Consider the following 24,824-nt stretch of genomic DNA (forward strand, 5'->3'; position numbering starts at 1 on the left):
TCCGCAGCTGAATCTTGTTGTCGCCCTGACGTACGTGCGCGACTGTCTTTGCCGGCTACTCTAGCGGCACTGCATCTTTGCACTTTTTTGGTGCAGTCCGGCCTCGTCCCTTGTGGAACTCGCTCCGGGAGAGGCCTGTCCTCTGCGGAGCGAAGCCCACAGCACCTTCAGGACGGAGTACGGTTATGGCGTTTTTCACCGCTGCCAGCCAAGCGGATTTCCAACAACAACTCAAAAATGCCCTCGCGGCCCATGTCGAAGGGGAAACCCTTGAGCAACTGGAGCGCTTTACCGCCCAGTTCTTCGGCATCGTCCCGCTGGAAGAACTCACTCAACGCCGGCTGTCCGATCTGGTCGGCTGCGTGCTCTCTGCCTGGCGGCTGCTGGATGTCTTCGATCCCGCCGAACCGCGGGTTCAGGTCTTCAACCCGGATTACGAGCGACACGGCTGGCAATCGAGCCATACCGTGGTCGAGGTGCTGCATGTCGATTCGCCGTTCCTGGTGGACTCGGTGCGCATGGAACTCAATCGCCAGGGTTACAGCGTCCATACCCTGCAGAACAGCGTCCTCAGCGTGCGCCGGGATGCCCAGGGCCGCCTGATCGAACTGCTGCCCAAGGGACAGCAGGGCGAAGGGGTAAGCCGCGAGGCACTGATGTTCCTCGAGATCGATCGCTGCGCGGCAGCCACCGAGTTGCGCACCCTGGAAGCCGCGCTACAGGAAATCCTCGGCGAGGTGCGGCTGACGGTCGGTGACTTCGCTGCCATGAAGGCCAAGGTCGCCGACCTGCTGGGCTGGCTGGATCAGCGTCCGGCCGGGGTGGACGACGGCGAGCTAGCCGAGGTCAAGGCCTTCCTGGACTGGCTGCGCAACGACAGATTCACCTTTCTTGGCTACGAGGAATTCACCGTCGAGGGCGATGGTGATACCGCGGTACAACACTATGTGCCTGACTCCCTGCTGGGACTGTCGCGGCGTCTGCGCGGCCGACCGGAAACCGCCGAGATCAGCCTTTCCGGCGATCCGCTGCGCTATCTGCGCGAGCCGGTGCTGCTGTCCTTCGCCAAGGCCGCCGATCCAAGTCGCGTGCACCGTCCGGCCTATCCGGATTTCGTCTCCCTGCGTGAAGTGGACACCAATGGCCGGGTGGTGCGCGAGCATCGTTTCATGGGGCTCTATACCTCCAGCGTCTACAACGACAGCGTGCGCGAGATCCCCTACATCCGCCGCAAGGTCGACGAGGTGCGGCGGCGTGCCGATTTCGACAGCAGCGCCCACTTGGGCAAGGAGCTGGCGCAGGTCCTCGAAGGGTTGCCACGGGACGATCTGTTCCAGACCCCGGTAGACGATCTCTTCAGCACCGCCATGGCCATCGTGCAGATCCAGGAGCGCAGCAAGGTCCGCGTCTTCCTGCGCCGCGATCCCTATGGTCAGTTTTTCTATTGCCTGGCCTATGTGCCACGCGACATCTACTCCACCGAAGTCCGCCAGCGCATGCAGCAGATCCTCATGGATCGCCTGCATGGCACCGATTGCGAGTTCTGGACCTTCTTCTCCGAGTCCGTGCTGGCGCGGGTGCAGTTCATCCTTCGCGTCGATCCGCTGCAGCCGCAGGACGTCGATCCGGCGCGCCTGGAGCAGGAGATGGTGCAGGCCTGCCGCAGCTGGAAGGACGACTTCGCCAGCCTGATGGTGGACAGCTTCGGCGAGGCCCAGGGCACCTCCATCCTGGCCGACTATCCGCTGGGTTTCCCGGCCGGTTACCGCGAGCGCTTCGCACCGCACCTTGCCGTGGTGGACATGCGTCACCTGTTGGCCCTGAATGACGAGCGTCGTCTGGCCATGGGCTTCTACCAGCCGCTGACCCAGACCGGCGACAACATCCTGCACTGCAAGCTCTATCACGCCGATACGCCCCTGGCGCTGTCGGACGTCCTGCCGATCCTGGAAAACCTCGGTTTGCGGGTACTGGGTGAATTCCCCTACGAGCTGCGTCATCGCAATGGGCGCCGCTACTGGATCCATGATTTCGCCTTCACCACCGTGGCCGGCCTGGAGCTGGACCTGCAGCAACTCAACGACACCTTCCAGGACGCCTTCGTCCAGGTGGTGGACGGCCAGGCGGAAAACGACAGCTTCAACCGGCTGGTACTGACCGCCGGGCTGCCCTGGCGTGATGTCGCGGTGCTGCGGGCCTATGCGCGCTATCTCAAGCAGATCCGCATCGGCTTCGACATCGGTTATATCGCCGCCACCCTCAACGCCCATGTCGACATCGCCCGGGAACTGGTGCGGCTGTTCCGCATGAAGTTCTACCTGGCGCGGCGCATGACCAGCGAAGACCTGGACGACAAGCAGCAGCGCCTGGAGCAGGCCATCCTCAGCGCCCTGGACGACGTCGCGGTGCTCAACGAGGACCGCATCCTGCGGCGCTACCTGGACCTGATCAAGGCGACCTTGCGCACCAACGTCTTCCAGACTGATGCCGCCGGCAAGCCCAAGGCCTACTTCAGCTTCAAGCTCGATCCCAAGGCCATTCCCGAGCTGCCGCGCCCGGTGCCGCGCTACGAGATCTTCGTCTACAGCCCGCGTGTGGAAGGCGTGCACCTCCGCTTCGGCAACGTCGCTCGTGGCGGCCTGCGCTGGTCGGATCGTGAGGAGGACTACCGCACCGAGGTGCTGGGCCTGGTCAAGGCGCAGCAGGTCAAGAACTCGGTGATCGTGCCCGTGGGTGCCAAGGGCGGCTTCGTGCCGCGGCGACTGCCCACCGGTGGCTCCCGTGACGACATCCAGGCCGAGGCCATCGCCTGCTACCGCATTTTCATCAGCGGGCTGCTGGACATCACCGACAACCTCAAGGATGGCGAGGTGGTTCCGCCTGCCGCGGTGGTGCGCTACGACGGCGACGACCCCTATCTGGTGGTGGCGGCCGACAAGGGCACCGCGACCTTCTCCGATATCGCCAACGGCATCGCCCAGGACTACGGTTTCTGGCTCGACGACGCCTTCGCCTCCGGCGGCTCGGCGGGTTACGACCACAAGAAGATGGGCATCACCTCCCGGGGCGCCTGGGTCAGCGTGCAGCGCCACTTCCGTGAACGCGGCATCGACGTCCAGACCGATCCGGTCACCGTGGTGGGCATCGGCGACATGGCCGGCGATGTCTTCGGCAACGGTCTCTTGCGTTCGCGCAGCCTGGAGCTGGTGGCGGCCTTCAACCACCTGCACATCTTCATCGATCCCAATCCGGACGCCGAACGCAGCTATGTCGAGCGCGAGCGGCTGTTCAACCTGCCACGGTCGAGCTGGACCGACTACGATGCCAGCCTGATCTCCCAGGGCGGCGGGATCTTCCCGCGCAGTGCCAAGCGCATCGCCATCAGCCCCGAAATGAAGGCGCGCTTCGATCTGCGGGCCGATCACCTGACGCCCAACGAGCTGATCAATGCCCTGCTCAAGGCCCCGGTCGATCTGATCTGGAACGGCGGCATCGGCACCTACGTCAAGGCCAGCTTCGAAACCCATGCCGATATCGGCGACAAGGCCAACGATGGCCTGCGCGTGGACGGTTGCGACCTGCGCGCCAAGGTGATCGGCGAGGGTGGCAACCTGGGCATGAGCCAGCTGGCGCGGGTGGAATTCGGCCTGCACGGCGGCGCCTGCAACACCGACTTCATCGACAACGCCGGTGGCGTGGACTGCTCCGACCACGAGGTCAATATCAAGATCCTGCTGGGCGATGTGGTTTCCGCTGGCGACATGACGGTCAAGCAGCGTAACACCCTGATGGGCGAGATGACCGACGAGGTCGGCGAGCTGGTGGTTGCCAACAACTACATGCAGACCGGTGCCCTGTCCCTCGCCGAATACCGGGCGCGGACCCACCTAGCCGAATACCAGCGGCTGATCGTGGATCTCGAGGGGCGTGGCAAGCTGGATCGCACCCTCGAATTCCTGCCCAGTGACGAAGTGCTGGCCGAGCGCGCCGCCAAGGGGCAGGGGCTGACCCGTTCCGAGCTGTCGGTACTGATCTCCTACAGCAAGATCGACCTCAAGGAGCAGTTGCTGGCCTCTTCGATGCCGGACGACGACTACCTTGCCCGGGACATGCAGGGGGCCTTCCCGCAACGCCTGACCGAGCAATTCCCCGAGGCGATGGCGCGCCATCGCCTCAAGCGCGAGATCGTTGCCAACCAGATCGCCAACGACCTGATCAACCACATGGGCATCACCTTCGTGCAGCGCCTGTGCGAATCCACCGGCATGAGCGCGGCCGATGTCGCCCGGGCCTATGTGGTGATGCGCGACGTGCTGCATCTGCCGCACTGGTGGCGTCAGGTGGAAGCCCTGGATCATCAGGTGCCGGCCGAACTGCAGCTGCGCCTGATGAGCGAGCTGATGCGCCTGGGGCGCCGGGCCACCCGCTGGTTCCTGCGCAGCCATCGCAGTGGCCTGGATGCCGGGGCCGTGGCGGCCTTCTTCGGACCGCGTATCGCCGCACTGGGCGTACGCCTCGACGAACTGCTGCAAGGCGAGCCGCGCCAGGACTGGGAGGAACGCTTCCGCGCCTATACCGAGGCGGGCGTTCCCGAATTGCTGGCACGGGTCGTGGCCGGGACCAATCACATCTATACGCTGCTGCCGGTCATCCAGGCCGCGGAGGTCACTGCCCAGGATCCCCTGGAAGTGGCGGCCACCTGGTTCGCTGCGGGCGATGTGCTGGATCTGGCCTGGTATCAGCAGCAGCTCAACCAGCTGCCGGTGGCCAATGCCTGGCAGGCCTTGGCGCGCGAGGCGTTCCGCGACGAGGTGGATCTCCAGCAACGCACCATCACTATCGGCATGCTCAACTTGAGCGAGGCGCCCAGTGATCCGGAGGCACGGCTCTCGCTGTGGCTGGAGCGGCACCGGGCAGCGGTGGAGCGCTGGCGCGGGCTGCTGGTGGATCTGCGTAATGCCACCGGACAGGACTACGCGATGTACAGCGTCGCCAGTCGTGAACTGGCGGATCTGGCCAGCAGCAGCGTCTGAGGTGCAGGGTGTCCTTGAGCGAGGCTCAAGGACACCCTGAGTCCAGAGGGCAATGAAAAGGCGGCGTACCCCCGGGTGCGCCGCCTTTTTTGCTGTCTGGGGGCCGATCAGTGACTGGCCGGGTCGCTCGGCGTCCTCAGGGCATCCAGGCCTTGCAGTAGCGCCTGGTGGAAGCGTTCTGGCGCCTGCATCTGGGGCGCATGACCCAGATCGTCGAATTCCACCAGCGTCGCCTGGGGAATGCGCTTGGCCGCTGCCTTGCCCAATTCGGGATAGTGACCCAGTCGCGCCTTGATCTCGGCCGGGGCCGCATCCTTGCCTATGGCGGTGGTATCGCGCTGGCCTATCAACAGCAGGGTCGGCATGCGCAGCTGCCCGAATTCATAGACCACCGGCTGGCTGTAGATCATGTCGTAGATCAGCGCCGAATTCCACGCGACCCTCTCCTTGCCCGGGCCGTCATTAAGCCCAGCCAGCATGGTTACCCAGCGCTCGTAACGGGGCGACCACTGACCGGCGTAATAGGTGGCCCGTTCGTAGTCGCGGATGGCGTCGGCCGAGGTGTTGAGCTCCCGGGCGTACCATTGGTCGACGCTACGATAGGGCACGCCCAGGGCCTTCCAGTCTTCCAGTCCGATCGGATTGACCAGGGCCAGTTGCTCGGTGGCCTGGGGGTAGAGGAGGGCGTAGCGGGTCGCCAGCATGCCACCTGTCGAATGCCCGATCAGGGTCGCCTGGGCGATGCCCAGATGGTCGAGCAGGGCCCGGGTGTTGGCCGCCAGCTGCTGGAAGCTGTACTGGTAGTGGGCCGGCTTGCTGGACTTGCAGAAGCCGATCTGATCCGGCGCCACGACCCGATAGCCGGCAGCGCTCAATATCCGGATGCTGTCTGCCCAGGTGCCGGCGCAAAAGTTCTTGCCGTGCAAGAGCACCAGGGTCCGTCCTTTGGATTTTCCGCTTGGCGCGACATCCAGGTAAGCCATCTCGAGATGCTGCCGCTGGGAGTCGAAGGCAAAGGTCCGTACCGGGAAGTCGTAGTCGAAGCCTTCGAGACGTTCTCCATAGACGGTGTCGGCCAGGGCAGGCGAACTGAGGAATAGGGTGGCCAAGGGAAGGGCAAGACGCAGGGACATAAGGCGATCCGGAGGGTCAAACCTGCTCCGACTGGCAAGCTGCAGGGAAGATTCCGGAGCGCCGGGCAACGGCTGTCGCAATTCATGTCGATACCTACCGTCCATGCCGTTTCGCTTCGCGTCAAGCTTAGGGTCTGATAGTCTGAGAGACCCTTGTCCACGTTTCTGCGCACCTCTCTCCCTGCGCTTTCTTCCGATCACGTGAGGTTCCCGGTTTGGCGCTCGAGTCATCTTCCAAGACCCAGCCCGATGCTCTGGCCGACTGCGCCAACGAGCCGATCCAGATTCCCGGCAGCATTCAGGAACATGGCTTCCTGTTCGCTGTAGAAGAACCGGATCTGCGCATCGTGCAGGCCAGTGCCAATGTCCGCGAATACCTTGGCCTGGCCGTGGAAGAGGTGCTTGGCCGAACCCTGGGCGAACTGCTGCCGGAACGGGACCTGCCCGCCATGCTCGGCGCACTTACGCAGGAAGAGCAGAATCCCATCTACCAGGGCGACGTGACCCTGGGCCCGCAGCAGCAGACGTTCGCTCTGTTCATGCATCGCTTCGGTGGCGTGCTGATCGTCGAGTTCGAAGCGCCGGTGGACAGCCGGCTCGGTCTCAATACCCTCTATCCCATGGTGCGGGTATTCATCGAACAGCTGCATCAGGCCGAAACCGTCGAGGCCATCGCGACCCTGGCGGTGCGCGAGGCCAAGCGCATTTCCGGTTTCGATCACACCATGATCTATCGCTTCGACGAAGACGGTCATGGCCAGGTGCTGGCAGAGGAACTCGACCCGGGCGTACCCAGCTATCTGGGGCTGAGGTTTCCTGCTTCGGACATTCCCGCCCAGGCGCGTCGGCTGTATCTGGAAAATCGCATTCGGGTGATCGGCAACGCCAACTATGAGCCGTCGCCCCTGCAACCACAGACCAACCCTGTCACTGGGCAGCCGCTCGATCTCAGCTTCGCGCAACTGCGCAGCGTCTCGCCGGTGCACCTGCAGTACATGAGGAACATGGGCACCCTGGCGTCCATGTCCATTTCCATCGTGGTTGGCGGCCGTCTCTGGGGCCTGGTGCTCTGCCACGACCGCCAGCCGCAGCGCGTCTCCTTCCAGACGCGCACGGCCTGCGAGCTGTTCGGTCGCGTGCTGTCGTTGCAGATCGATGCGGCCGAGACCCACGCGCAATCCGATCGCCGCCTTGCGCTGCGCCAGTCCATGGTACAGATGCTCTCGACCATGGCCGACCGCGACAGCGTCTGCCAGGGTCTGCTGGAGTTGCCGCAGGTCTATCTGGACTTCGCGCGGGCGCAGGGCGCCGCCATCGTCTCTTCCGAAGGCACCGAACTGATCGGCCAGACTCCGCCGCGCGAGGTGGTGGACGGCCTGGTCGAATGGCTGTCGGTCAACGTCAAGGACCACTACATCACCGATAACGTCGCCAAGGACATCGCCGAGCTGCCGCAGCTCGCCCAGCATGCCGCTGGGGTGTTGGCCGTGCCCATTTCCGAGCTGCATTCCCACTATCTGATCTGGTTCCGCAGCGAGCTGGTTCAGGTAGTCAACTGGGCAGGGCGGCCGACCAAGCAGGAAGGCAGCGACGGACGATTGTCGCCGCGGCAAAGTTTCGTGCTCTGGCAGGAAACGGTACGGGGGCTGTCGCTACCCTGGTCCGCGCTGGAGCTGGAAAGCGCCATCGAGCTGCGCAACGCGGTCCGCGGCATCGTGCTGCGCAAGGCCGAGGAAATGGCCGAACTGGCCGAAGAACTGCAGCGCAGTAACAAGGAATTGGCCGCCTTCTCCTACAGCGTGTCTCACGACCTGCGCGCACCGTTGCGGCATATCGCCGGCTATGCCGAGCTGCTGGGCGACATCGAAGGTGGCAAGCTGTCGGATCGCGGGCGCCGATTCCTGGAAAACATCGGGTCCTCGGCGCGCTTCGCCGGCAGCCTGGTCGACAATCTGCTGAGCTTCTCGCAGATGGGACGAGCGGCGATCCGCTACTCCGACGTCAACCTCACCGCGCTGGTGGAGGCCATCCGCGAAGAGATGGCGCCGGACTACGAGGAGCGGGAGGTCGAATGGCGTGTCGGTCCGCTTCCCGTGGTCATCGCCGACGCCGCCTTCGTTCATCTCGCCTTGCGCAATCTCCTGGCCAACGCCATCAAGTACAGCCGTTATGAAGAGCCTGCGGTGATCGAGATCGGCACCCTGCCGAGCGATTCCGAAGACATCATCTTCGTCCGGGACAATGGCGTCGGCTTCAACATGGATTACGTGGGCAAACTGTTCGGGGTCTTCCAGCGTTTGCACCACGCCGATGAATTCGAAGGGGTCGGTATCGGTCTGGCCAGCGTCAGACGCATCATCGAGCGCCATGACGGTCGCGTCTGGGCAGAAGGTGCCATAGGCGAGGGCGCTACCTTCTATTTCGCTCTGCCCAAACAACGCCCTTCACCGGTACACAAAAGGTAGTTCTCTTCATGCTCAAACCCATTGTGCTGGTCGAAGACAATCCGCACGATCTGGAACTCACCCTGGTGGCTCTGGAGCGCAGTCAGCTGGCCAACGATGTCGTGGTCCTGCGTGACGGCGCCGAAGCGGTCAGCTATCTGCTCAGGCGCGAGCCCTATGCCGATCGCGAGACCGGCAATCCCGCGGTGATGTTGCTGGATCTCAAGCTGCCCAAGGTCGATGGCCTCGAAGTCCTCGAGGTGGTGCGGGGTACTCCCGAACTGTGCAGCATCCCTGTCGTTATGTTGACTTCGTCACGGGAAGAGCCTGATCTCGAGAAAGCCTACGAGCTGGGAGTGAACGCTTACGTGGTCAAGCCGGTCGAGTTTCGTGATTTCGTCGCCGCGATCAGTGATCTCGGCGTATTCTGGGCCGTGCTCAATGAGCCGCCGCCGGGATCGCGACGGGTGACACGGCGGACTGGCCGCTAGCGAGTGAGCAGAATCAGTCCCTCTGTATCCAGTAATCCGCGACCGGCAGAGATGCGCGCCCCGGGTCCCCTGAGTGAACAGATCCAAGGCCGACGTCCGTTTATGCCTCTCTCGAAACAGATCAAGATCCTGCTGGTAGAAGACAGCAAGCTCGACGCCGAGCTGATCCTGATCGAGCTGGAAAGACATGGATTCGAGCTGCAATCCAAAATCGTCTATGAGCGTACCGGTCTTACCCTGGCCCTGAGCCAGCAGACCTACGACATCATCCTGTCCGATATCATCCTGCCGGGCTTCTCTGGGGCCGAGGCCTTGCGCGTGGCACGGGCGTTGGCCCCGGAAACCCCCTTCATCTTCGTCTCGGGCATCTTCGGTGAAGTCCATGCGGTGGAGATGATGCGCCTGGGCGCCAACGACTATGTGCTCAAGCAGAGCATGGAGTTGCTGGCCAAGGCGGTCGAGCGGGCGCTGCTGGTGGTGCACGAGCGTCGCGAGCGGCGGCGTGCCGAAGAAGCCCTGCACAGTCTCGAGGTCAGGTCGCGGCTGGCCATGGATGCCTCGCGCCTGGGCATGTGGGAATACCTTCCGGCCAGTGGCACCCTGATCTGGGATGAGCGCTGCAAGGCCATGTTCGGCCTGCCGGCCGATACGGTGGTCGACCTGGCGGTGTTCGAGCGACTGTGCGGCGCTGACGGCCTCGAACGCTTTCTCGATACGGTCCGCCAGGCGGGTGCCGACGAGCGCGACGACGACTACCGCAGCGAGTACCGCATCCGCCTGGACAACGGCGCACAGCGCTGGGTCGAGACTCGCGGTCAACCCTTCTTCGATGCCGGCGTCTGCACCCGTTTCCTGGGCGTGATGCTCGACATCACCCAGCAACGTGATGCCGCGGAAAAGCTCGAACGCCTCAACGTCAGCCTCGGCGAGCGCGTCGAGGAACGGACCCGCGAGCGCGACCGTACCTGGGATCTCACCCGCGATCTGCTGCTGGTGTGCCAGCCGGACGGCATTCTGGTAGCGCTCAATCCGGCCTGGGAAGAAAATCTGGGCTGGTCGCGGGTGGAGCTGCTTGGTTCTTCGCTGCTGGCCTTGGTCCATCCCGACGAGCGCTTCATCACCGAAAACGAACTCGAGCAGTTGGCCACCCGGGCCGCCAGCCAGCGCTTCGTCAATCGCATCCGCCACCGCGATGGCAGCTATCGCTGGATTTCTTGGACCGCGGTGCCGGATGCCGGCATGACCTATTGCTCCGGCCGCGACATCTCCTCGGAGGTCCTGGCGATGGAAGAGCTGGCGGCGGCCAACCGCCAGCTGCGCGAACAGATCGACGAACGTGAGCGCGTGGAAGCGACCCTGCAGCAGATGCAGCGGCTGGAAGCCGTGGGTCAGCTGACCGCGGGCGTGGCCCACGATTTCAACAACCTGCTGACCGTGATCCTCAGCAGTGCCAGTTTCCTGGAGCGCGATCTGACCCGGCTGGCTGCCAACGACAAGACCCAGGGCCGGGTACAGAACATCCGCGAAGCGGGTGAGCGTGGCGCCAAGCTGACCGCCCAGCTGCTGGCCTTTTCCCGCCGCCAGCGTCTGGCGCCCAAGCCGGTCAAGCTCAACGAAACCGTCGAGGGGATGCTCGAACTGCTGCGCAGCACCATGGGTGGCAGCGTCTGGATCGAGACTCATCTGCGCGCCGATTGCTGGCATGCGCTGGTCGATCCGACCCAGATCGAACTCATCATCCTCAACTTGGCGATCAATGCCCGGGATGCCATGGCGGTCGGTGGCACCCTGCGACTGAGCACCTCCAACCAGACCATCAGTCAGGCCCCCCAGCGTCCCGAAGAGCCGGAGCCCGGCGAATACGTGCTGCTGGCGGTGCAGGATTCCGGCACGGGGATGAGCGAAGAGGTGCTGGCCAAGGCCTTCGAGCCCTTCTTCACCACCAAGGAGGTGGGCAAGGGTTCCGGTCTGGGCCTGGCCCAGGTGTTCGGCTTCGCCAAGCAGTCCGGTGGTGGCGTGCGCATCGAGACGCAGATGGGCAGCGGCACCACGGTGCTTGTCTACCTGCCGCGCACCGAAGCGGAAGACGCCCTGGAGCCCGTGGGGCTGCCCGCGCTGGGTCGTGACGAACAGGCCGCCGAGCGACGCATCCTGCTGGTCGACGACGACCATGCGGTGCGCAACGTGACGGCAGCCCTGCTGGCCGATCTCGGCTATCAGGTGGTGGAGGCCAGCAATGGCTTCGCCGCCCTCAGCGCCCTGGAGCGCGATCCGCAGATCGATCTCCTGCTGGCCGACTTCGCCATGCCCGGCATGAACGGCGCCGAACTGGCCCGCCAGGCGCGCAAACGGTTGCCGCAGCTGCCGGTGGTCTTCATCACCGGGTACGCCGAGCTGGGCGAACTCGATCCCGAACAATCTTTCATCGTGCCCAAGCCCTTTCGCGAGGCGGACCTGGCAGCTCGGCTGCAGGCGGCCCTGCGCGGCGAGAAGCCCCAGCCTTCGCCGCTTTGAAAGCAGCCGTCCAGACGAGGTATTTGCGTGTCCACCATCCGTGAAATGTTGCGCGCCGAGGGCGGAGCCCTGCACGAGCAGGTCGATACGACCTTCGGCCGCTATGCGCTGCAGACCCGGCCCCACTACACCGCGTTTCTGCAGGCCCATGCCCAGGCGCTGATCGGACTCGAAGAGCTCCTGGAGCGCTCCGGTATCCAGCAGCTGTTGCCCGATTGGGCGGAACGCCGGCGCGCGACGGTATTGGGCGAAGACCTCCAGCGTCTGGAAGCCGTGCAACCCGAGCCCGTCGTTCTCGAGCGTCTGCTCGATGAAGGTGAATGCTGGGGCGTGGCCTATGTCCTGGAGGGCTCGCGTCTGGGGTCTCGCCTGCTGGATCGTCATGCGGGCGAGAGCCCCGATGCGGCGGTGCGTGATGCTCGTGCCTATCTTGGGCATGTACCGCCTAAGGGGGCATGGCCGGCGTTTCTGGAGCGACTGGACGCGGCCGGTGGCGATGCTGCCCTGCATCCGGCGATGTTGGCGGGGCAGCGACTGGCCTTCGAGGTCTTTCTGGCGGCGGGACAGCGGCACGCGCCCGCTACCGCCGCTGGCTGAGTCGGCGCTAGAGCGCCTTCAGGTAGCCAATCACCTCGGCCGCGCCCAGGCGGTCGAGGGTCTCGGCGAGTACCCGCGCGTTGGCGACCTCCTGGGGCAGCAGCAGCCATTCCAGGTCCTGGCCCGGTGCCGTTAGTGGCAGGCGGGCATAGTCGAGCTTGAGGCCCAGCAGCACCTGAATGAAATCCGGATGATTCCAGACGGCGTTGGGCAGGGCGTAGAGGGCGAACGCCTGCTGCAGGCGCTCGATGGCCGGCAGGTCCAGGCGCAGGCGCTGGATCTGCGCCGGAACGTCCACGGCGACGCCGCGAATGCGGGCATAGGCGACGATACTGGCGAAGGCCAAGGTGGTGGTCGCATCGTTTTCCAGGAACAGTCGGGCGCCTCGCCAACTGGCCTGGCGCAGGCGCAACGGCTGCTCAGTGGACAGATTGGGTAGCGTTCGATAGAGCGCGGCCTGAAAATCCCGATAACCGATGATTCGCACCTGATCACGCGCGGCGGGAAGGGCGGCCAGCTCTTCGAGCTGCACTACCGAATCCAGGGTCGGGTCGCTGAGCCGGTGACAGAGACCATCCAGCTTGCGCAGGTCCAGAGCGGTCAGCTGCAGGGTATCGGCGACCACCAGCTGACTCAGGAGGGTATGGGCCTTGCTCTTGATTTCCTGGGTCGGACCGGACAGCGCCGCCCGGGGCAGGCCAAAAAGCAGATGCAGCGGATGACCGTCATCCCACCATAGACTGTCAGCGGGACTGGGCAAGGGGACGAAGGCATCGGCCAAACGCTCCAGGCAGCGCTGGATGCGGCGACTGGCCAGCGAGGGATGCAGATGGAGGGCCAGTGAAGACCAGGGACTGCCCAGGAGGTTGGCACCGTTGCTCATGAGGTCTCCGGGCGGATAGGAACTGCGCAGCCGATTCTAGCGTGGCAAAGACCGCGCCATCGCCGAATGATTCCCGAAAGGTAGGATCTTTTGTACGACCGACCGGTCGACCCGAGCGGCAGCGACGTATGGCAGCGGGCAAGCCTGTATAATGCGCGCTTTCCGAATTACCTGTGAGTCCGCCATGTACGACGCGCTCCGTCCTTTGCTTTTCAAGATGTCTCCCGAGGGGTCTCACGACCTGGCACTGGATCTGATCGGTGCTGCCGGGCGTCTGGGCCTGACCGGTCTAGGCCGGCAACCGGGCCGCCTACCGGTCCAGGTCATGGGGCTGGAGTTTCCCAATCCGGTCGGCCTGGCCGCCGGACTCGACAAGAATGGCGCCGCCATCGACGGCTTGGCCGGCCTGGGCTTCGGCTTTCTCGAGATCGGTACCGTGACGCCCCTCCCGCAGCCGGGCAATCCCAAGCCGCGTCTGTTCCGCCTGGAAGAGGCCAACGCCATCATCAATCGCATGGGTTTCAACAACGCGGGTGTGGAGGCGCTGATCGAGCGAGTCAAGGCAGCGCGGTTCAAGGGTGTGCTAGGGATCAACATCGGCAAGAACGCCGTGACCCCGGTCGAGCGGGCGGTGGATGACTACCTGATCGGTCTGGAGCGAGTCTATGCCCATGCCAGTTACGTCACGGTGAACGTGAGTTCGCCCAACACCCCCGGCCTGCGCAGCCTGCAATTCGGCGATGCGCTCAAGCGTCTGCTGGAGGCCTTGCGACAGCGTCAGGAAGATCTGGCGGTGGTGCATGGCCGCCGGGTGCCCATCGCGATAAAGATCGCCCCGGACCTGAGCGACGAGGAAATCGTGCTCACCGCCCAGGCGATTCGTGATGCCGGGATGGATGCCATCATCGCCACCAACACCACCCTGGGGCGCGAAGGGGTGGAGAATCTGCCCTATGCCGCCGAGGCCGGTGGCCTGTCAGGCGCGCCGGTACGGGAAAAGAGCACCCATGTGGTACGGGTCCTGGCGGGCGAGCTGGGTGGCCGTTTGCCGATCATTGCGGCGGGCGGGATTCTGTCGGGGGAAGATGCGGCGGAAAAGATCGCCGCGGGCGCCAGCGTCGTACAGCTGTACAGCGGCTTCATCTATCGCGGGCCGGCCCTGATCCGTGAAGCGGTGGATGCGATCGCCGCGGCGCGCCCCTGAGGGGAAGGGGGCTCGCTGGGAGCCCCCGTGGGACCTCTGGTCCCCGATCCCGGAAGAGGATCTGACTGGAACACAACCAGAACGCTGTGGAAGCCCGGGGCTTCCGCTAGTGAAATCGAATTAGCCTACGGCTTGAAGTTGATTCATGCGTTGAAGACCCGCGGTGCCTACGTAGCCGTCCCATTGGTCGCTACGGCCTTCACGCCAGCCATTGAGCCAGGCCTGCCGAACGGCGTCCTGGGTGAAGGGGCAGAGGTCCCGCGATTTGCCCACAATGCCGTGCTGATAACCACGCTGGAAAGCTCGTTCCATTGGATCACGCTTGAGTCTTCTCATAGGGTAGTGCCCTCGTAGGTTGACTTGCAGATTGTCCATGGCCCGTTGCAGGCCTGGATGCCAGAGCCGGCGTCCTGGCATCCGCCCCGCACCTTCGCGCTGCGGGTGGTCAATTACTAACCAAAGGTGCGCTGGCTGGGAATGACCTTTTAGCTATAAGCCGTAACCTAATCGAAATGAAATGGCGATAAACCGCCGCTGCAATGCCGTCACTGCGGCTTGTTGAGACGCAGTCAAACTTTATTCGGAGGGGGTCGTGCTGCTGGTCAATCCGACCAAAGGCAGGCAACTTCCTTCCGCTAGCCAATGGATTCAACGATGTCCGCGATGCAACAACTCATCCTCACCTGTCCCAAGGGTCTCGAGACCCTGCTGCTGGAAGAGGCCCAGGGCCTCGGCCTGCAGGAAGCCCGCAGCCAGACCGCGGCGGTGCGCGGCGAGGCGAGCCTCGCGGATGCCTATCGCCTGTGCCTCTGGTCGCGCCTGGCCAACCGGGTACTGCTGGTACTGGCCCGTTTCCCGGTGGAAGATCCCCAGGCGCTGTACCTGGGCGTGCATGGCGTGGAGTGGGAAGAGCACCTGACGCCCACCGGCACCCTGGCGGTAGGCTTCAGCGGTCAGGGCGCCGGCATCGACAACACCCATTTCGGCGCGCTCAAGGTCAAGGACGCCATCGTCGATCGCCTGCGTGAGCGCACCGGGCAGCGTCCTACCATCGACAAGCTCGCGCCAGACCTGCGGGTGCATCTGCACCTGGAGCGTGGTCAGGCCATCCTGTCGCTGGATCTGTCCGGCCAGAGTCTGCACCAGCGTGGCTATCGCCTGCAGCAGGGTGCGGCGCCGCTCAAGGAGAACCTGGCGGCCGCGGTCCTCATCCGTGCCGGCTGGCCGGCTCTGGCGGCGGCTGGCGGAGCGCTCGCCGACCCCATGTGCGGGGTGGGCACCTTCCTGGTCGAGGCCGGCCTGATGGCGGCGGACATAGCGCCGAACCTGCGTCGCGAGCGTTGGGGCTTTTCCGCCTGGCTGGGGCATGTGCCCGCTCTGTGGCAACAGCTGCATCAGGAAGCCGAGGCACGTGCGGCCGCCGGCCTGGCCAAGACGCCGCTGTGGATCCGTGGCTACGAAGCCGATCCGCGGCTGATCCAGCCGGCGCGCAACAATATCGAGCGGGCCGGTCTGTCCGACTGGATCAAGGTCTATCAGGGCGAGGTGGCCAGCTTCGAGCCGCGTCCCGACAAGGCCCAGACCGGTCTGGTGATCTGCAACCCGCCCTATGGCGAGCGCCTGGGCGATGAGGCTAGCCTGCTGTACCTCTACCAGAATCTCGGCGAGCGCCTGCGGCAGGCCTGCCTCGGCTGGCGCGCGGGGGTCTTCACCGGTGCGCCCGAACTGGGCAAGCGCATGGGCATCCGCAGTCACAAGCAATACGCCTTCTGGAACGGCGCCTTGCCCTGCAAGCTGCTGATGTTCGAGGTCGAGACCCGTCAGTTCGTGACCGGCAGCCGCAGCGGCGAGCGTTCGGCCACGGCCCAGGCGGCGGAGCCGCCCAAGCTGAGCGAAGGCGGGCAGATGTTCGCCAACCGCCTGCAGAAGAACCTCAAGCAGCTCGGCAAATGGGCACGCAATCAGGGCGTGCAGTGCTATCGGCTTTATGATGCCGACATGCCCGAGTACGCGGTGGCCGTGGATCTCTATGGTGACCGGGTGCACGTGCAGGAGTACGCGCCGCCACGCTCCATCGATCCGGAAAAGGCCCAGGCGCGGCTGCTCGATGCCCTGGCAGCCATTCCCCAGGCCTTGAACATCGATCCGTCGCTGGTGGTGGTCAAGCGGCGCGAGCGGCAGAGTGGCACCAAGCAGTACGAGCGTCAGGCCGCCCAGGGTGAATTCCTGCAGGTGGAGGAGGCGGGCGCCAAGCTGCTGGTCAACCTCACCGACTACCTGGACACCGGCCTGTTCCTGGATCACCGCCCGCTGCGGTTGCGCCTGCGCCAGGAAGCCCAGGGCAAGAGATTCCTCAACCTGTTCTGCTACACCGGCGCCGCTACCGTGCAGGCTGCGGTAGGCGGGGCGCGCAGCACCACCAGCGTCGACCTTTCGCGGACCTACCTGGACTGGGCCCGGCGCAACCTGGCGCTCAATGGTTTCTCCGAGCGCCACCGCCTGGAGCAGGGCGATGTGCTGCACTGGCTGGAGAACGATCGCGGCGAATACGATCTGATCTTCGTCGACCCGCCAACCTTCTCCAACTCCAAGCGGTTGGAAGGCGTATTCGATGTGCAGCGCGATCATGTCGGCCTCATCGATTCGGCCATGGCCCACCTGAGCCGCAATGGAGCGCTGTACTTCTCCAACAACTTCCGCAAGTTCGAGTTGGACGAAAGCCTCAGCGAGCGCTATCGCGTCGAGGAGATCACCGCCAGCACCCTGGATCCGGATTTCGCACGCAATCCCAAGATCCACCGGGCCTGGCGTCTGACCCTGCAGTGACGCCCAGCGGCTGAACTGTCGCTGAACGGACCCGGCATCGAGCCGTTCAGCCTGTGATCCGGCGCAATCCAGCCTTCTCCCGGGAACGCCCGGCCAGCCCATGCCGTCCACAATGACGGCGCGGCGCTGGGTCGTGCCTGGCGGGACGAGGAGGGACAGGTTTTACAATGCTGGTTTCATTGCAGGCTCTCAGGGCCCTGGCTGCCTGGCTGGTGGTCTTTCATCACTTCATGCAGGTGTTCTTCGATTTCCACGCCGACAGTCTTGGCGGCCACTTGCTTTCCACGCGTGGGCAGGTCGGAGTCGACATCTTCTTCGTGCTCAGCGGCTTCGTGATCTACCTGTCCACCGCAGGACGACCGCTCAAGCGCAGCACCTTCCTCTGGCATCGCATCGCCCGCATCGTCCCGGCCTACTGGCTGTACACCGCGGTGACCGCGCTGATCCTCTACCTGGCCAGCGACGTCATGCCGATCTACGGGGTCGCCGCGCGTGAACTGCTGCTCTCGTTGTTCTTCATCCCAAGCGAGAATCCGGCCGGTTTCGGCCACTATCCGATCCTGCCGGTAGGCTGGACGCTCAATTTCGAGATGCTGTTCTATCTGCTCTTCGCGCTGTCCTTTGGCGTGGCCGAGCGCTGGCGCATCGGCGTGGTCAGCCTGCTGGTGATCCTGGTCAGCCTGGTGCTGGCCCGTGAGTCTTTCGTCAGCAGCTTCTATCGCAATCCGATCATCTTCGAATTTCTGCTCGGCGTGGGCCTGGCCGCGCTCTATCGGCGCGGTGCCTTGCAAGGGCCCAAGCCACTGGCGCTGCTGGCTGCACTGGCGGCTCTCACCTGCCTGGTGAGCTTCCCGGCCGACCACCCCTGGCGCCTGCTCACCTGGGGCGTGCCCAGCGCGGTGCTGGTTGGCGCCTGCGTGATCCTGGAGCCCTGGTTTGCCGGTTCACGCCTGTGCAAGGCGCTGGGGGATTGGTCCTATTCGGTCTACCTGGTACACGTCATCGTGCTCTGGCTGGGCGACTACTGGCTGCACCAGCAGTGGGGCTTCAACCCCTACCAGACCCTGGCGGTCTGCCTGCCGGTGATCCTGCTGCTGGCCTGGGCCAGCTATGAGTGGATCGAGCGTCGCCTGTCCCGCACCCTGCGCCAGCTGGGTGAGCGCCTGGCGGGACGGCGTCCACAATGGGTGGCCAGTCAGTAGGCGGTGCGTTCGGGCGCGGTCAGTTCGGGTTCCAGGGCCCGGCCTTCCGCCGCGGAGCGTTGCGCGGTCTCCAGCAAGGCCATGAGGGCGCAGGCCTGAGCGGGTGATACGGGATTGGCCGCACGCCCGGCAAGGGCCTCGACCAGCGCCAGGTAATAGCGCCGATGATCGCCGGCAGGCGTGGGCAGCGCCCGGCGCACGCCGTCGGCGCCGATCAGCCAACCTGGATCGGGATCCTGACCCCACTCGGGTCCACCCGGACGAACGCCTGCCTTGAGGGCATCTTCCTGGCGATCCGCGCCTGCCTTGATCCAGCTGCCCCCAGTGCCCTGGGCAAGGAAACGGGGTACGCCACCGGCGGCCAGCATGCCGGCTCTCAGGGTCACTTGGCGGGCGCCGTAGTCCAGTTGCACCTGGAACCAGTCATCGGTAAGGGCGCCGGGTCGTTGCTGTACCAGATTCGCCTGCAGGCGCTGCGGCAGACCGAACAGGCAGAGTGCCTGATCCAGCAGGTGGGGACCTAGGTCGAACCAGAGGCCACTGCCGGGCAGATCCGCCTCTCGCCAGCGGTTTCGCACCTCGGGACGAAAGCGTTCGATCCGGGACTCCAGGCTGGTCAATTCACCCAGAGCTCCACTGGCGAGTACCTCCTGCAATCCGAGGAAATCACTGTCCCAGCGCCGATTCTGGAACACCGACAGCAACCGCCCGGCCTGGTCGGCTTCCTGGGACAGCTGCCGCGCTTCGGCGAGGGTGACGGTAAAGGGCTTGTCGACCACCACGTGCTTGCCCGCCGCCAAAGCGGCGCTGGCGAGGGGCGCATGGGTCTGGTTGGGGGAGGCGATGACCACCAGGTCGATGGCCGGATCCTGCACGGCGGCCAGGTAATCCGCCGTCACCCGTACCTCGGGCAGGTCGGCGTGCACACGCTCGGCGTCCCGCGAGGCCACCAGTTCCAGCGCAAGGCCTGGGATCGAACGCAGCAGTGGGCCGTGGAAGGTCTGACCGACGAAACCATAGCCGATCAGGGCGACGCGAAGAGGAGAAGGCATGGAGCATCCTTTTTGCCGGGCTGAAAAAGACCGGGGCCGCTCGATGAGCGGCCCCGGTTGTATGCTGAAGCCAGAGGTTGTCTTACTTCAACTCGTGATCGTGAGCCAGTTGCTCCCGTTCAAGGAATTCGTCCTGCCGCAAGGAATCCTTAAACTCTTCGGAATCCTCCAGGGCAAGGGGGTCATTGAGTTCGCCGCCGGAAAGGCGCTTCTTCTCCAATTTGCCAGACAGGTGGGTGATGGCTCGCAGCAACTTGTCCGCTGCGCCATCCACTGCCAGGTCGAGGGACTCGGCCTTGTGGGTGACCGAGAGGGGTTGATGGCCCTTGATGCGCGCTTCCATCTGGCAGCGCTTGTCCTGGGCACCGGACTTGCCGGCGTTTTCGTCGTTGAGGTGCACCTCGACGCGGGTCAGGAGTTCGTCGAAACGATCCAGGCGATCTTCCACCACGGACGTCACCCAATTCTGCAAACCGGCGCTGCCTTCGATGTTGTGGTCACTGTTGACTTGAACTTGCATGCGGCTTCCTCTTTTTGACGGGCCTGACCATTGGATGAGGCCGGTCAGGCCGAGGTTCAAGGCTGTTCGTCTGGTGCTCGTGTCACCCGATGTTTCCTTCTGGCAGTGTCTAGGCGCGTCGTAGCTATCGGTAAACGACGTTCAGGTCGCGGGTCGCTGGCGTTTTGCCCTCATCCACTGATAATGCGCGATCTTTCATCGTCCGTCGCAGTGGGGATCGCCAATGCCAGATGCGCTCACGCGTGGCCATAGTTTCGCCCGGCGGCTTTGGCTGCCCCGGGCGGTTGGCCTGTTGCTCAGCCTGAGCTGCATCGTCTCGGTCCAGATCACCCAGCCGGTATCCGTCGGCCTGTGGATCCTGCTGCTGGCCAATGCGCTGCTGTGGTCGCCGCTGGCCTATCTGCGCGCCGTCCGCGCCCAGGATCCCTATCGCGCCGAGTTGAGCAACCTGTTGCTGGATTGTGGCTCGGCGGGCTTCTGGGTGGCGAGCATGGGCTTCAACCTCCTGCCCAGCGTGACCCTGCTCGCCATGACCAGCCTCAACATGCTGGGCGCCGGTGGCCTGGTGTTCTGGCGCCGCGGCCTGCTCGCGCAGTTGGCCGGCATCCTCATCGGCCTGGTCGTGCTGCGCCACCCGGTCGCCATCCAGACCTCGACAGCGCAGATCTATGCCTGCCTGCCGATGATCATTGCCTATCCCTGGGCCCTGGGGCTGGTGAGCTTTCGCCTGGCGCAGCAGCTGTCGCGGCGCAAGCAGGAGCTGGAGCTGATCAGCAAGCAGGACGGCATGACCGGCCTGCACAACCGAACGCATTGGGATCAGCTGCTGCAGCGTGAATTCGCCCGCTGCAAGCGCAGTGGCGCCGATGCCAGCCTGGTGATGATCGACCTGGACAACTTCAAGCTGGTCAACGACCGCTTTGGCCATCAGGCGGGCGACGAGGTGCTCCGTCAGTTTTCCAGTCTGCTGGCGCGGACGATCCGCACCAGTGATCTCGCCGGTCGTTTCGGCGGCGATGAATTCGGTATCCTGTTGCCCGATACCTCGCCCGAGCGAGCCTTGGATCTAATTCGCCGCCTGCAGGAGCGTTTGCAGGAGATGCAGGCGGGTGGCCCCGGTGAGCGCCAGCACGTACGCGTCGGCATGAGCTGCGGCATCGCCGGCTTCGACCGGGCCTACGATGACGTGGCCCACTGGCTGCAGGCGGCCGACTTCGCCCTCTATCGGGCCAAGGCCCAGGGTCGCGGTCGGGCGGAGGTGGCCGACCCCCAAGGAGTGCTGGCATGACCCCAGCGATAGAACTGCTCAAGAAAAGCCAGGTGCCTCACGAGGTGCTGAGCTACCACCATGACCCCAAGGCCGCGTCCTATGGTCTGGAAGCCGTCGAGAAGCTCGGCCTGGCGGCGGCAACGGTATTCAAGACCCTGTTGACCGTGAGCGAAAAGCACGAGCTGCTGGTGGCCATCGTGCCGGTCGCCGGTACCCTGGACCTCAAGGCCCTGGCCCAGGCCGCGGGGGTGAAGAAGCTGGAGATGGCCAAGCCTGATCAGGCCCAGCGCAGCACCGGCTACCTGGTGGGCGGGATCAGCCCGCTGGGGCAAAAGAAGCGGCTGCGTACCTTCATCGACGAGTCCGCGGCGGAATTGGCCAACATTCATGTCAGCGCAGGGCGTCGCGGGTTGGAAGTTGCCCTGGCACCGGCGGACCTCGCTCGACTGCTGGACGCCCCCTTCGTGCCGATCGGCAAGGCCTGAGACGTAGGTTGGTGCTGAGCGCAGCGAAGCCCAACGATGTAAAGGGTCAGCTGTGTTTTGTTGGGCTTCACTGTGCTCAGCCCAACCTACGCCCTGAGTCTCGATGGGGTGAAAAATCGCCTGGCGTTTCTCACCCCATTCGTCCGCTAGGCTATCCCGTAGCTCTCACGTAACTGCTGCCGATAGCGCTGGTAGGCCGCTTCGTACTCGGCGACCCGGGCAGGATCCGGTTCGGCGCGGCTGGCCGGGTCCAGGTGCACGCAGCGCTCGGTAAGGCTGTCCAGCGACTCCGGGCGGCCCTGTTCCCGACTCCAGCACCAGGCGGCCTGCAGGGCGCCGCCCAGGGCCGCGGCTTCGCCGTGGACCGGGCAGACCACCGGGGTGTTCATCAGGTCGGCGATCAGCTGCCGCCACACCGGGCTCTTGGCACCACCGCCGATGAGTCTCAGGGTGTCACCGGGCATACCCAGGTCGCGTAGCAGATCGAAGCCATATCTCAGGGCGAAGCTGACACCCTCGACCACCGCCCGGCACAGGTTGGCGCGGGTCAGGTTGGTGGCGGTGAGGCCGTGCAGGCTGGCGGTCGCCGTCGGTAGCGCCGGTACCCGTTCGCCATTGAGGAAGGGCAGCATCAGCACCCCCTCGGCCCCGATGGGCGATTCCGCCACCAGGCGAGTGAATTCGGCCAGATCCAGCCCGAGCAGTTCGCGGATCTGGCCGCTGGCATTGGTCAGGTTCATGGTGCAGATCAGCGGCAGCCAGCCGCCGTTGGACGAGCAGAAGCCCGCCACCGCCGGATGATCGCTGATACGCGGTTCGTCGGAGTAGCCATAGAGGGTGCCCGAGGTACCCAGGCTCAGGGTGATCTGGCCGGCACGGCTGTTGCCGGTGCCCAGGGCGCCCATCATGTTGTCGCCGCCGCCACTGGAGACCAGCGCCTGGGAATTGATGCCCAGCTGGCTGGCGACCTCCGGCCGTAGGCGACCGACCGGCTGGTCGGCCTCGATCAGCTCCGGCAGGGCACGTTCCAGACGACCGCTGGGGTCGATATGGCGCAGCAGTTCCAGGTCGTATTGGCGCGTTCGTACGTTGAAATAGCCGGTGCCCGAGGCATCGCCGTATTCCGCCACGGCGCGACCGGTCAGCCAGAAGTTCAGGTAATCGTGGGGCAGCAGCACCCGGGCGATCTGGTCGAACACCTCCGGGTGCTGCTCCTGGGTCCAGAGCAGCTTGGAGACGGTATAGCCCGGCGCGATGGCCAGGCCCAGGCGCTCGATGGACCCTTCCACGCCGCCGAGGTGTTCCAGCAGCCGCTCGTTTTCCGGGGTGGACTCGGTGTCGCACCAGAGTTTGGCCGGACGCAGCACCTTGCCGCTGTCGTCGAGCAGCACCAGACCATGCTGCTGGCCGGACACACCGACGCCAAGAATGTCCTGGCCATCGCTGCCGGCTTGAGCCAGGGCCGCGCGGGTGGCGGCCACCAGTGCCCGGATCCAGTCCGCCGGATTCTGTTCGCGGCGGCCATTGGCGCCTTCGGTCAAGGGGTGAGGCGCACTGCCTTCGCCCAGTACTACCCCGCGCTCGACATCCAGGATCACCGCCTTGGTGCCCTGGGTGCCGCAGTCGATCCCGAGAAACTTCATGCCTGGCCGCTCCTTGTCGTTATTAGTCGCCGAGCAGGGTCTGCAGGGTGGCGCTGACCCCATGGGTCCGCAAGTTGTACAGCTGTCGTTCGAAGGCGGCAACGAAGGCGGCGGATTTCGGGATGTGCTTGCCGAAGATTTCCTCGGCGCCCAGCAGGCGTTCGGTGAGATTCTTCTGATCCTGCACCAGCTCCTCGCAGTAGTTGGCCCGTGGATCGGGGATGCGATAGGTCGCGCCGGTCTCGTCCACACCGCGCAGATAGACCGCCCAGGCAGCTACCACCAACGCCGCGCGATCCATGGCTTGGTCGTCCTCGATCAGGCGATTGATGGTCGGCACGGTGAACTTGGGAAACTTCGAGGAACCATCGGAGCAGACCCGCTCCAGCTGGTCGGCGATGGCGCGGTTGGAGAAGCGCTCGATCAGGGTGTCCTTGTACTGGTCCAGGTCGATGCCGGGTACCGGTGCCAGCTGGGGCGTCACGTCCTCGTCCATGTAGGTGCGGATGTAGCGTACGAACAGCGGATCGGCCATGGTCTCGTGGACGAAGCGATAGCCCTTGAGGAAGCCCAGGTAGGTCAGCGCCAGATGGCTGCCGTTGAGCAACTTGATCTTCATCTCTTCATAGGGGGTGACGTCATCGGTGAACTGCACGCCGACGTCCTCCCAGGCCGGACGACCGGCGACGAAGCTGTCTTCCAGCACCCACTGCAGGAAGGGCTCGCAGACCACGGGCCAGGCGTCCTCGACGCCGTGTTCGGCCAGCAGGGCCTCGCGATGGGCGGCACTGGTCATGGGGGTGATGCGATCGACCATGGCATTGGGGAAGCTGACCTGCTCGGCGATCCAGCCGTGCAGGTCTTCGTCCACCAGCGCGGCATAGGCCAGCAGGGCCTTGCGGGTGACCTGGCCGTTGTGCGGAAGGTTGTCACAGGACATCACGGTGAAGGGGCCGGTGCCCTCGGCGCGGCGCTTGGCCAGGGCCGCCAGCAGGAAGCCGAAGACGCTGCGCGGATCACCGGGATGCTGCAGGTCGTGCTGGATCAGCGGCAGCTTGAAGTTGAATTCGCCGGTGCTGTCATCCATGCAGTAGCCGCCCTCGGTAATGGTGAGGGAGACGATGCGGGTACTGGGATGGGCCAGCTTGTCGATCAGGGTCTGGGTCCCTTCCTCGGCCAGCAGCATGCCGCTGATGGCGCCGACGACGCGCACCTCGGTGTCCGGTTCGTCGGCCAGCACCACCTGGGTGTAGAGATAGTCCTGGCCGGCCAGGGCGTCGCGCATGGCACGGTCTTCGGCGCGCAGCCCGACGCCGCAGATGCTCCAGTCCAGGTTGCGGCCCTGGTTGAGCAGGGCTTCGGTGTAGATGGCCTGGTGCGCCCGGTGGAAGCCACCGACACCGATATGGACGATGCCCTGGCGCAGCTGGCAGGCGGCGTAGGCGGGCTTGGCGATGTGTGCGGGAAGCTGGTCGAGATTCTGGCGATTGAGTTTCATGAGAGGGATCCTGGCAGAAGGCGCCCCTG

Annotated in this window: 17 protein-coding genes; 10 read left to right on the forward strand and 7 right to left on the reverse strand. The window is 64.8% G+C overall.

The window, feature by feature from the left end; translation table 11 throughout:
* Positions 1-185 precede the first annotated feature (185 nt).
* On the forward strand, positions 186-5,033 hold the full coding sequence (locus tag ACUCV0_RS01940) for an NAD-glutamate dehydrogenase (RefSeq protein ID WP_434776121.1): 4,848 nt from the start codon (positions 186-188) through the stop codon (positions 5,031-5,033).
* Between the two features lie 107 nt (positions 5,034-5,140).
* Here ACUCV0_RS01940 and ACUCV0_RS01945 read toward each other — a convergent pair whose 3' ends face one another.
* Entirely contained in the window at positions 5,141-6,166 is a 1,026-nt protein-coding gene (locus tag ACUCV0_RS01945) for an alpha/beta fold hydrolase (protein WP_482211870.1), read from the reverse strand.
* Positions 6,167-6,381: 215 nt separating this feature from the next.
* Here ACUCV0_RS01945 and ACUCV0_RS01950 point away from each other — a divergent pair, with 215 nt between their 5' ends.
* The 4 genes from ACUCV0_RS01950 to ACUCV0_RS01965 all read left to right on the forward strand — a co-directional run bounded on the left by ACUCV0_RS01950 (position 6,382) and on the right by ACUCV0_RS01965 (position 12,212).
* Positions 6,382-8,631, forward strand: coding sequence for an ATP-binding protein (locus tag ACUCV0_RS01950; protein ID WP_482211871.1), 2,250 nt, complete (start codon positions 6,382-6,384; stop codon positions 8,629-8,631).
* A gap of 8 nt (positions 8,632-8,639) precedes the next feature.
* Entirely contained in the window at positions 8,640-9,101 is a 462-nt protein-coding gene (locus tag ACUCV0_RS01955; protein ID WP_059314159.1) for a response regulator, read from the forward strand.
* Between the two features lie 102 nt (positions 9,102-9,203).
* Positions 9,204-11,615 carry a response regulator gene (locus ACUCV0_RS01960; protein WP_059314160.1) on the forward strand — a complete coding sequence of 804 codons (2,412 nt, stop codon included), beginning with the start codon at positions 9,204-9,206 and terminating at the stop codon, positions 11,613-11,615.
* 27 nt (positions 11,616-11,642) lie between these two features.
* The gene (locus ACUCV0_RS01965) at positions 11,643-12,212 is read left to right on the forward strand and encodes a biliverdin-producing heme oxygenase (protein WP_482211872.1); all 570 of its coding nucleotides are present in this window, start codon (positions 11,643-11,645) and stop codon (positions 12,210-12,212) included.
* Positions 12,213-12,219: 7 nt separating this feature from the next.
* Here ACUCV0_RS01965 and ACUCV0_RS01970 read toward each other — a convergent pair whose 3' ends face one another.
* Positions 12,220-13,095: a DUF6685 family protein gene (locus ACUCV0_RS01970; RefSeq protein WP_271654303.1), complete on the reverse strand. Its 876-nt coding sequence runs from the start codon at positions 13,093-13,095 to the stop codon at positions 12,220-12,222.
* A 184-nt stretch (positions 13,096-13,279) separates the two neighbouring features.
* On the opposite strand from ACUCV0_RS01970, the gene ACUCV0_RS01975 reads away from it, so the two are divergent.
* Positions 13,280-14,299, forward strand: coding sequence for a quinone-dependent dihydroorotate dehydrogenase (locus ACUCV0_RS01975; RefSeq protein ID WP_482211873.1), 1,020 nt, complete (start codon positions 13,280-13,282; stop codon positions 14,297-14,299).
* Positions 14,300-14,419: 120 nt separating this feature from the next.
* Here the strand turns inward: ACUCV0_RS01975 and rmf are convergent, their stop codons facing one another.
* Positions 14,420-14,635, reverse strand: coding sequence for a ribosome modulation factor (gene rmf / locus ACUCV0_RS01980; RefSeq protein WP_007159291.1), 216 nt, complete (start codon positions 14,633-14,635; stop codon positions 14,420-14,422).
* Between the two features lie 318 nt (positions 14,636-14,953).
* On the opposite strand from rmf, the gene rlmKL reads away from it, so the two are divergent.
* Both rlmKL and ACUCV0_RS01990 read left to right on the forward strand, forming a co-directional pair.
* A complete protein-coding gene (rlmKL, locus tag ACUCV0_RS01985) occupies positions 14,954-17,125 on the forward strand; it encodes a bifunctional 23S rRNA (guanine(2069)-N(7))-methyltransferase RlmK/23S rRNA (guanine(2445)-N(2))-methyltransferase RlmL (protein WP_059314164.1) in 2,172 nt (723 codons plus the stop codon).
* A 167-nt stretch (positions 17,126-17,292) separates the two neighbouring features.
* A complete protein-coding gene (locus ACUCV0_RS01990) occupies positions 17,293-18,327 on the forward strand; it encodes an acyltransferase family protein (RefSeq protein ID WP_313648830.1) in 1,035 nt (344 codons plus the stop codon).
* On the opposite strand, the gene ACUCV0_RS01995 is transcribed toward ACUCV0_RS01990, so the two are convergent.
* Positions 18,321-19,379: an oxidoreductase gene (locus tag ACUCV0_RS01995; RefSeq protein ID WP_482211874.1), complete on the reverse strand. Its 1,059-nt coding sequence runs from the start codon at positions 19,377-19,379 to the stop codon at positions 18,321-18,323. The genes ACUCV0_RS01990 and ACUCV0_RS01995 overlap by 7 nt on opposite strands.
* Before the next feature lie 82 nt (positions 19,380-19,461).
* Positions 19,462-19,899, reverse strand: coding sequence for an HPF/RaiA family ribosome-associated protein (locus ACUCV0_RS02000; RefSeq protein ID WP_017638924.1), 438 nt, complete (start codon positions 19,897-19,899; stop codon positions 19,462-19,464).
* A gap of 223 nt (positions 19,900-20,122) precedes the next feature.
* Here ACUCV0_RS02000 and ACUCV0_RS02005 point away from each other — a divergent pair, with 223 nt between their 5' ends.
* Both ACUCV0_RS02005 and ybaK read left to right on the forward strand, forming a co-directional pair.
* Positions 20,123-21,187, forward strand: a complete 1,065-nt coding sequence (locus tag ACUCV0_RS02005) for a diguanylate cyclase (RefSeq protein ID WP_482211875.1) — start codon at positions 20,123-20,125, stop codon at positions 21,185-21,187.
* Entirely contained in the window at positions 21,184-21,654 is a 471-nt protein-coding gene (gene ybaK / locus ACUCV0_RS02010; protein WP_482211876.1) for a Cys-tRNA(Pro) deacylase, read from the forward strand. Before ACUCV0_RS02005 ends, ybaK begins: the two co-directional genes overlap by 4 nt.
* A gap of 146 nt (positions 21,655-21,800) precedes the next feature.
* Here ybaK and xylB read toward each other — a convergent pair whose 3' ends face one another.
* Positions 21,801-23,297, reverse strand: a complete 1,497-nt coding sequence (xylB, locus tag ACUCV0_RS02015; protein ID WP_482211877.1) for a xylulokinase — start codon at positions 23,295-23,297, stop codon at positions 21,801-21,803.
* A 22-nt stretch (positions 23,298-23,319) separates the two neighbouring features.
* Positions 23,320-24,795: a mannitol dehydrogenase family protein gene (locus tag ACUCV0_RS02020; protein WP_482211878.1), complete on the reverse strand. Its 1,476-nt coding sequence runs from the start codon at positions 24,793-24,795 to the stop codon at positions 23,320-23,322.
* Between the last annotated feature and the right edge of the window lie 29 nt (positions 24,796-24,824).

The sequence above is a fragment of the Pseudomonas sp. VMV1 genome, from assembly GCF_056790235.1.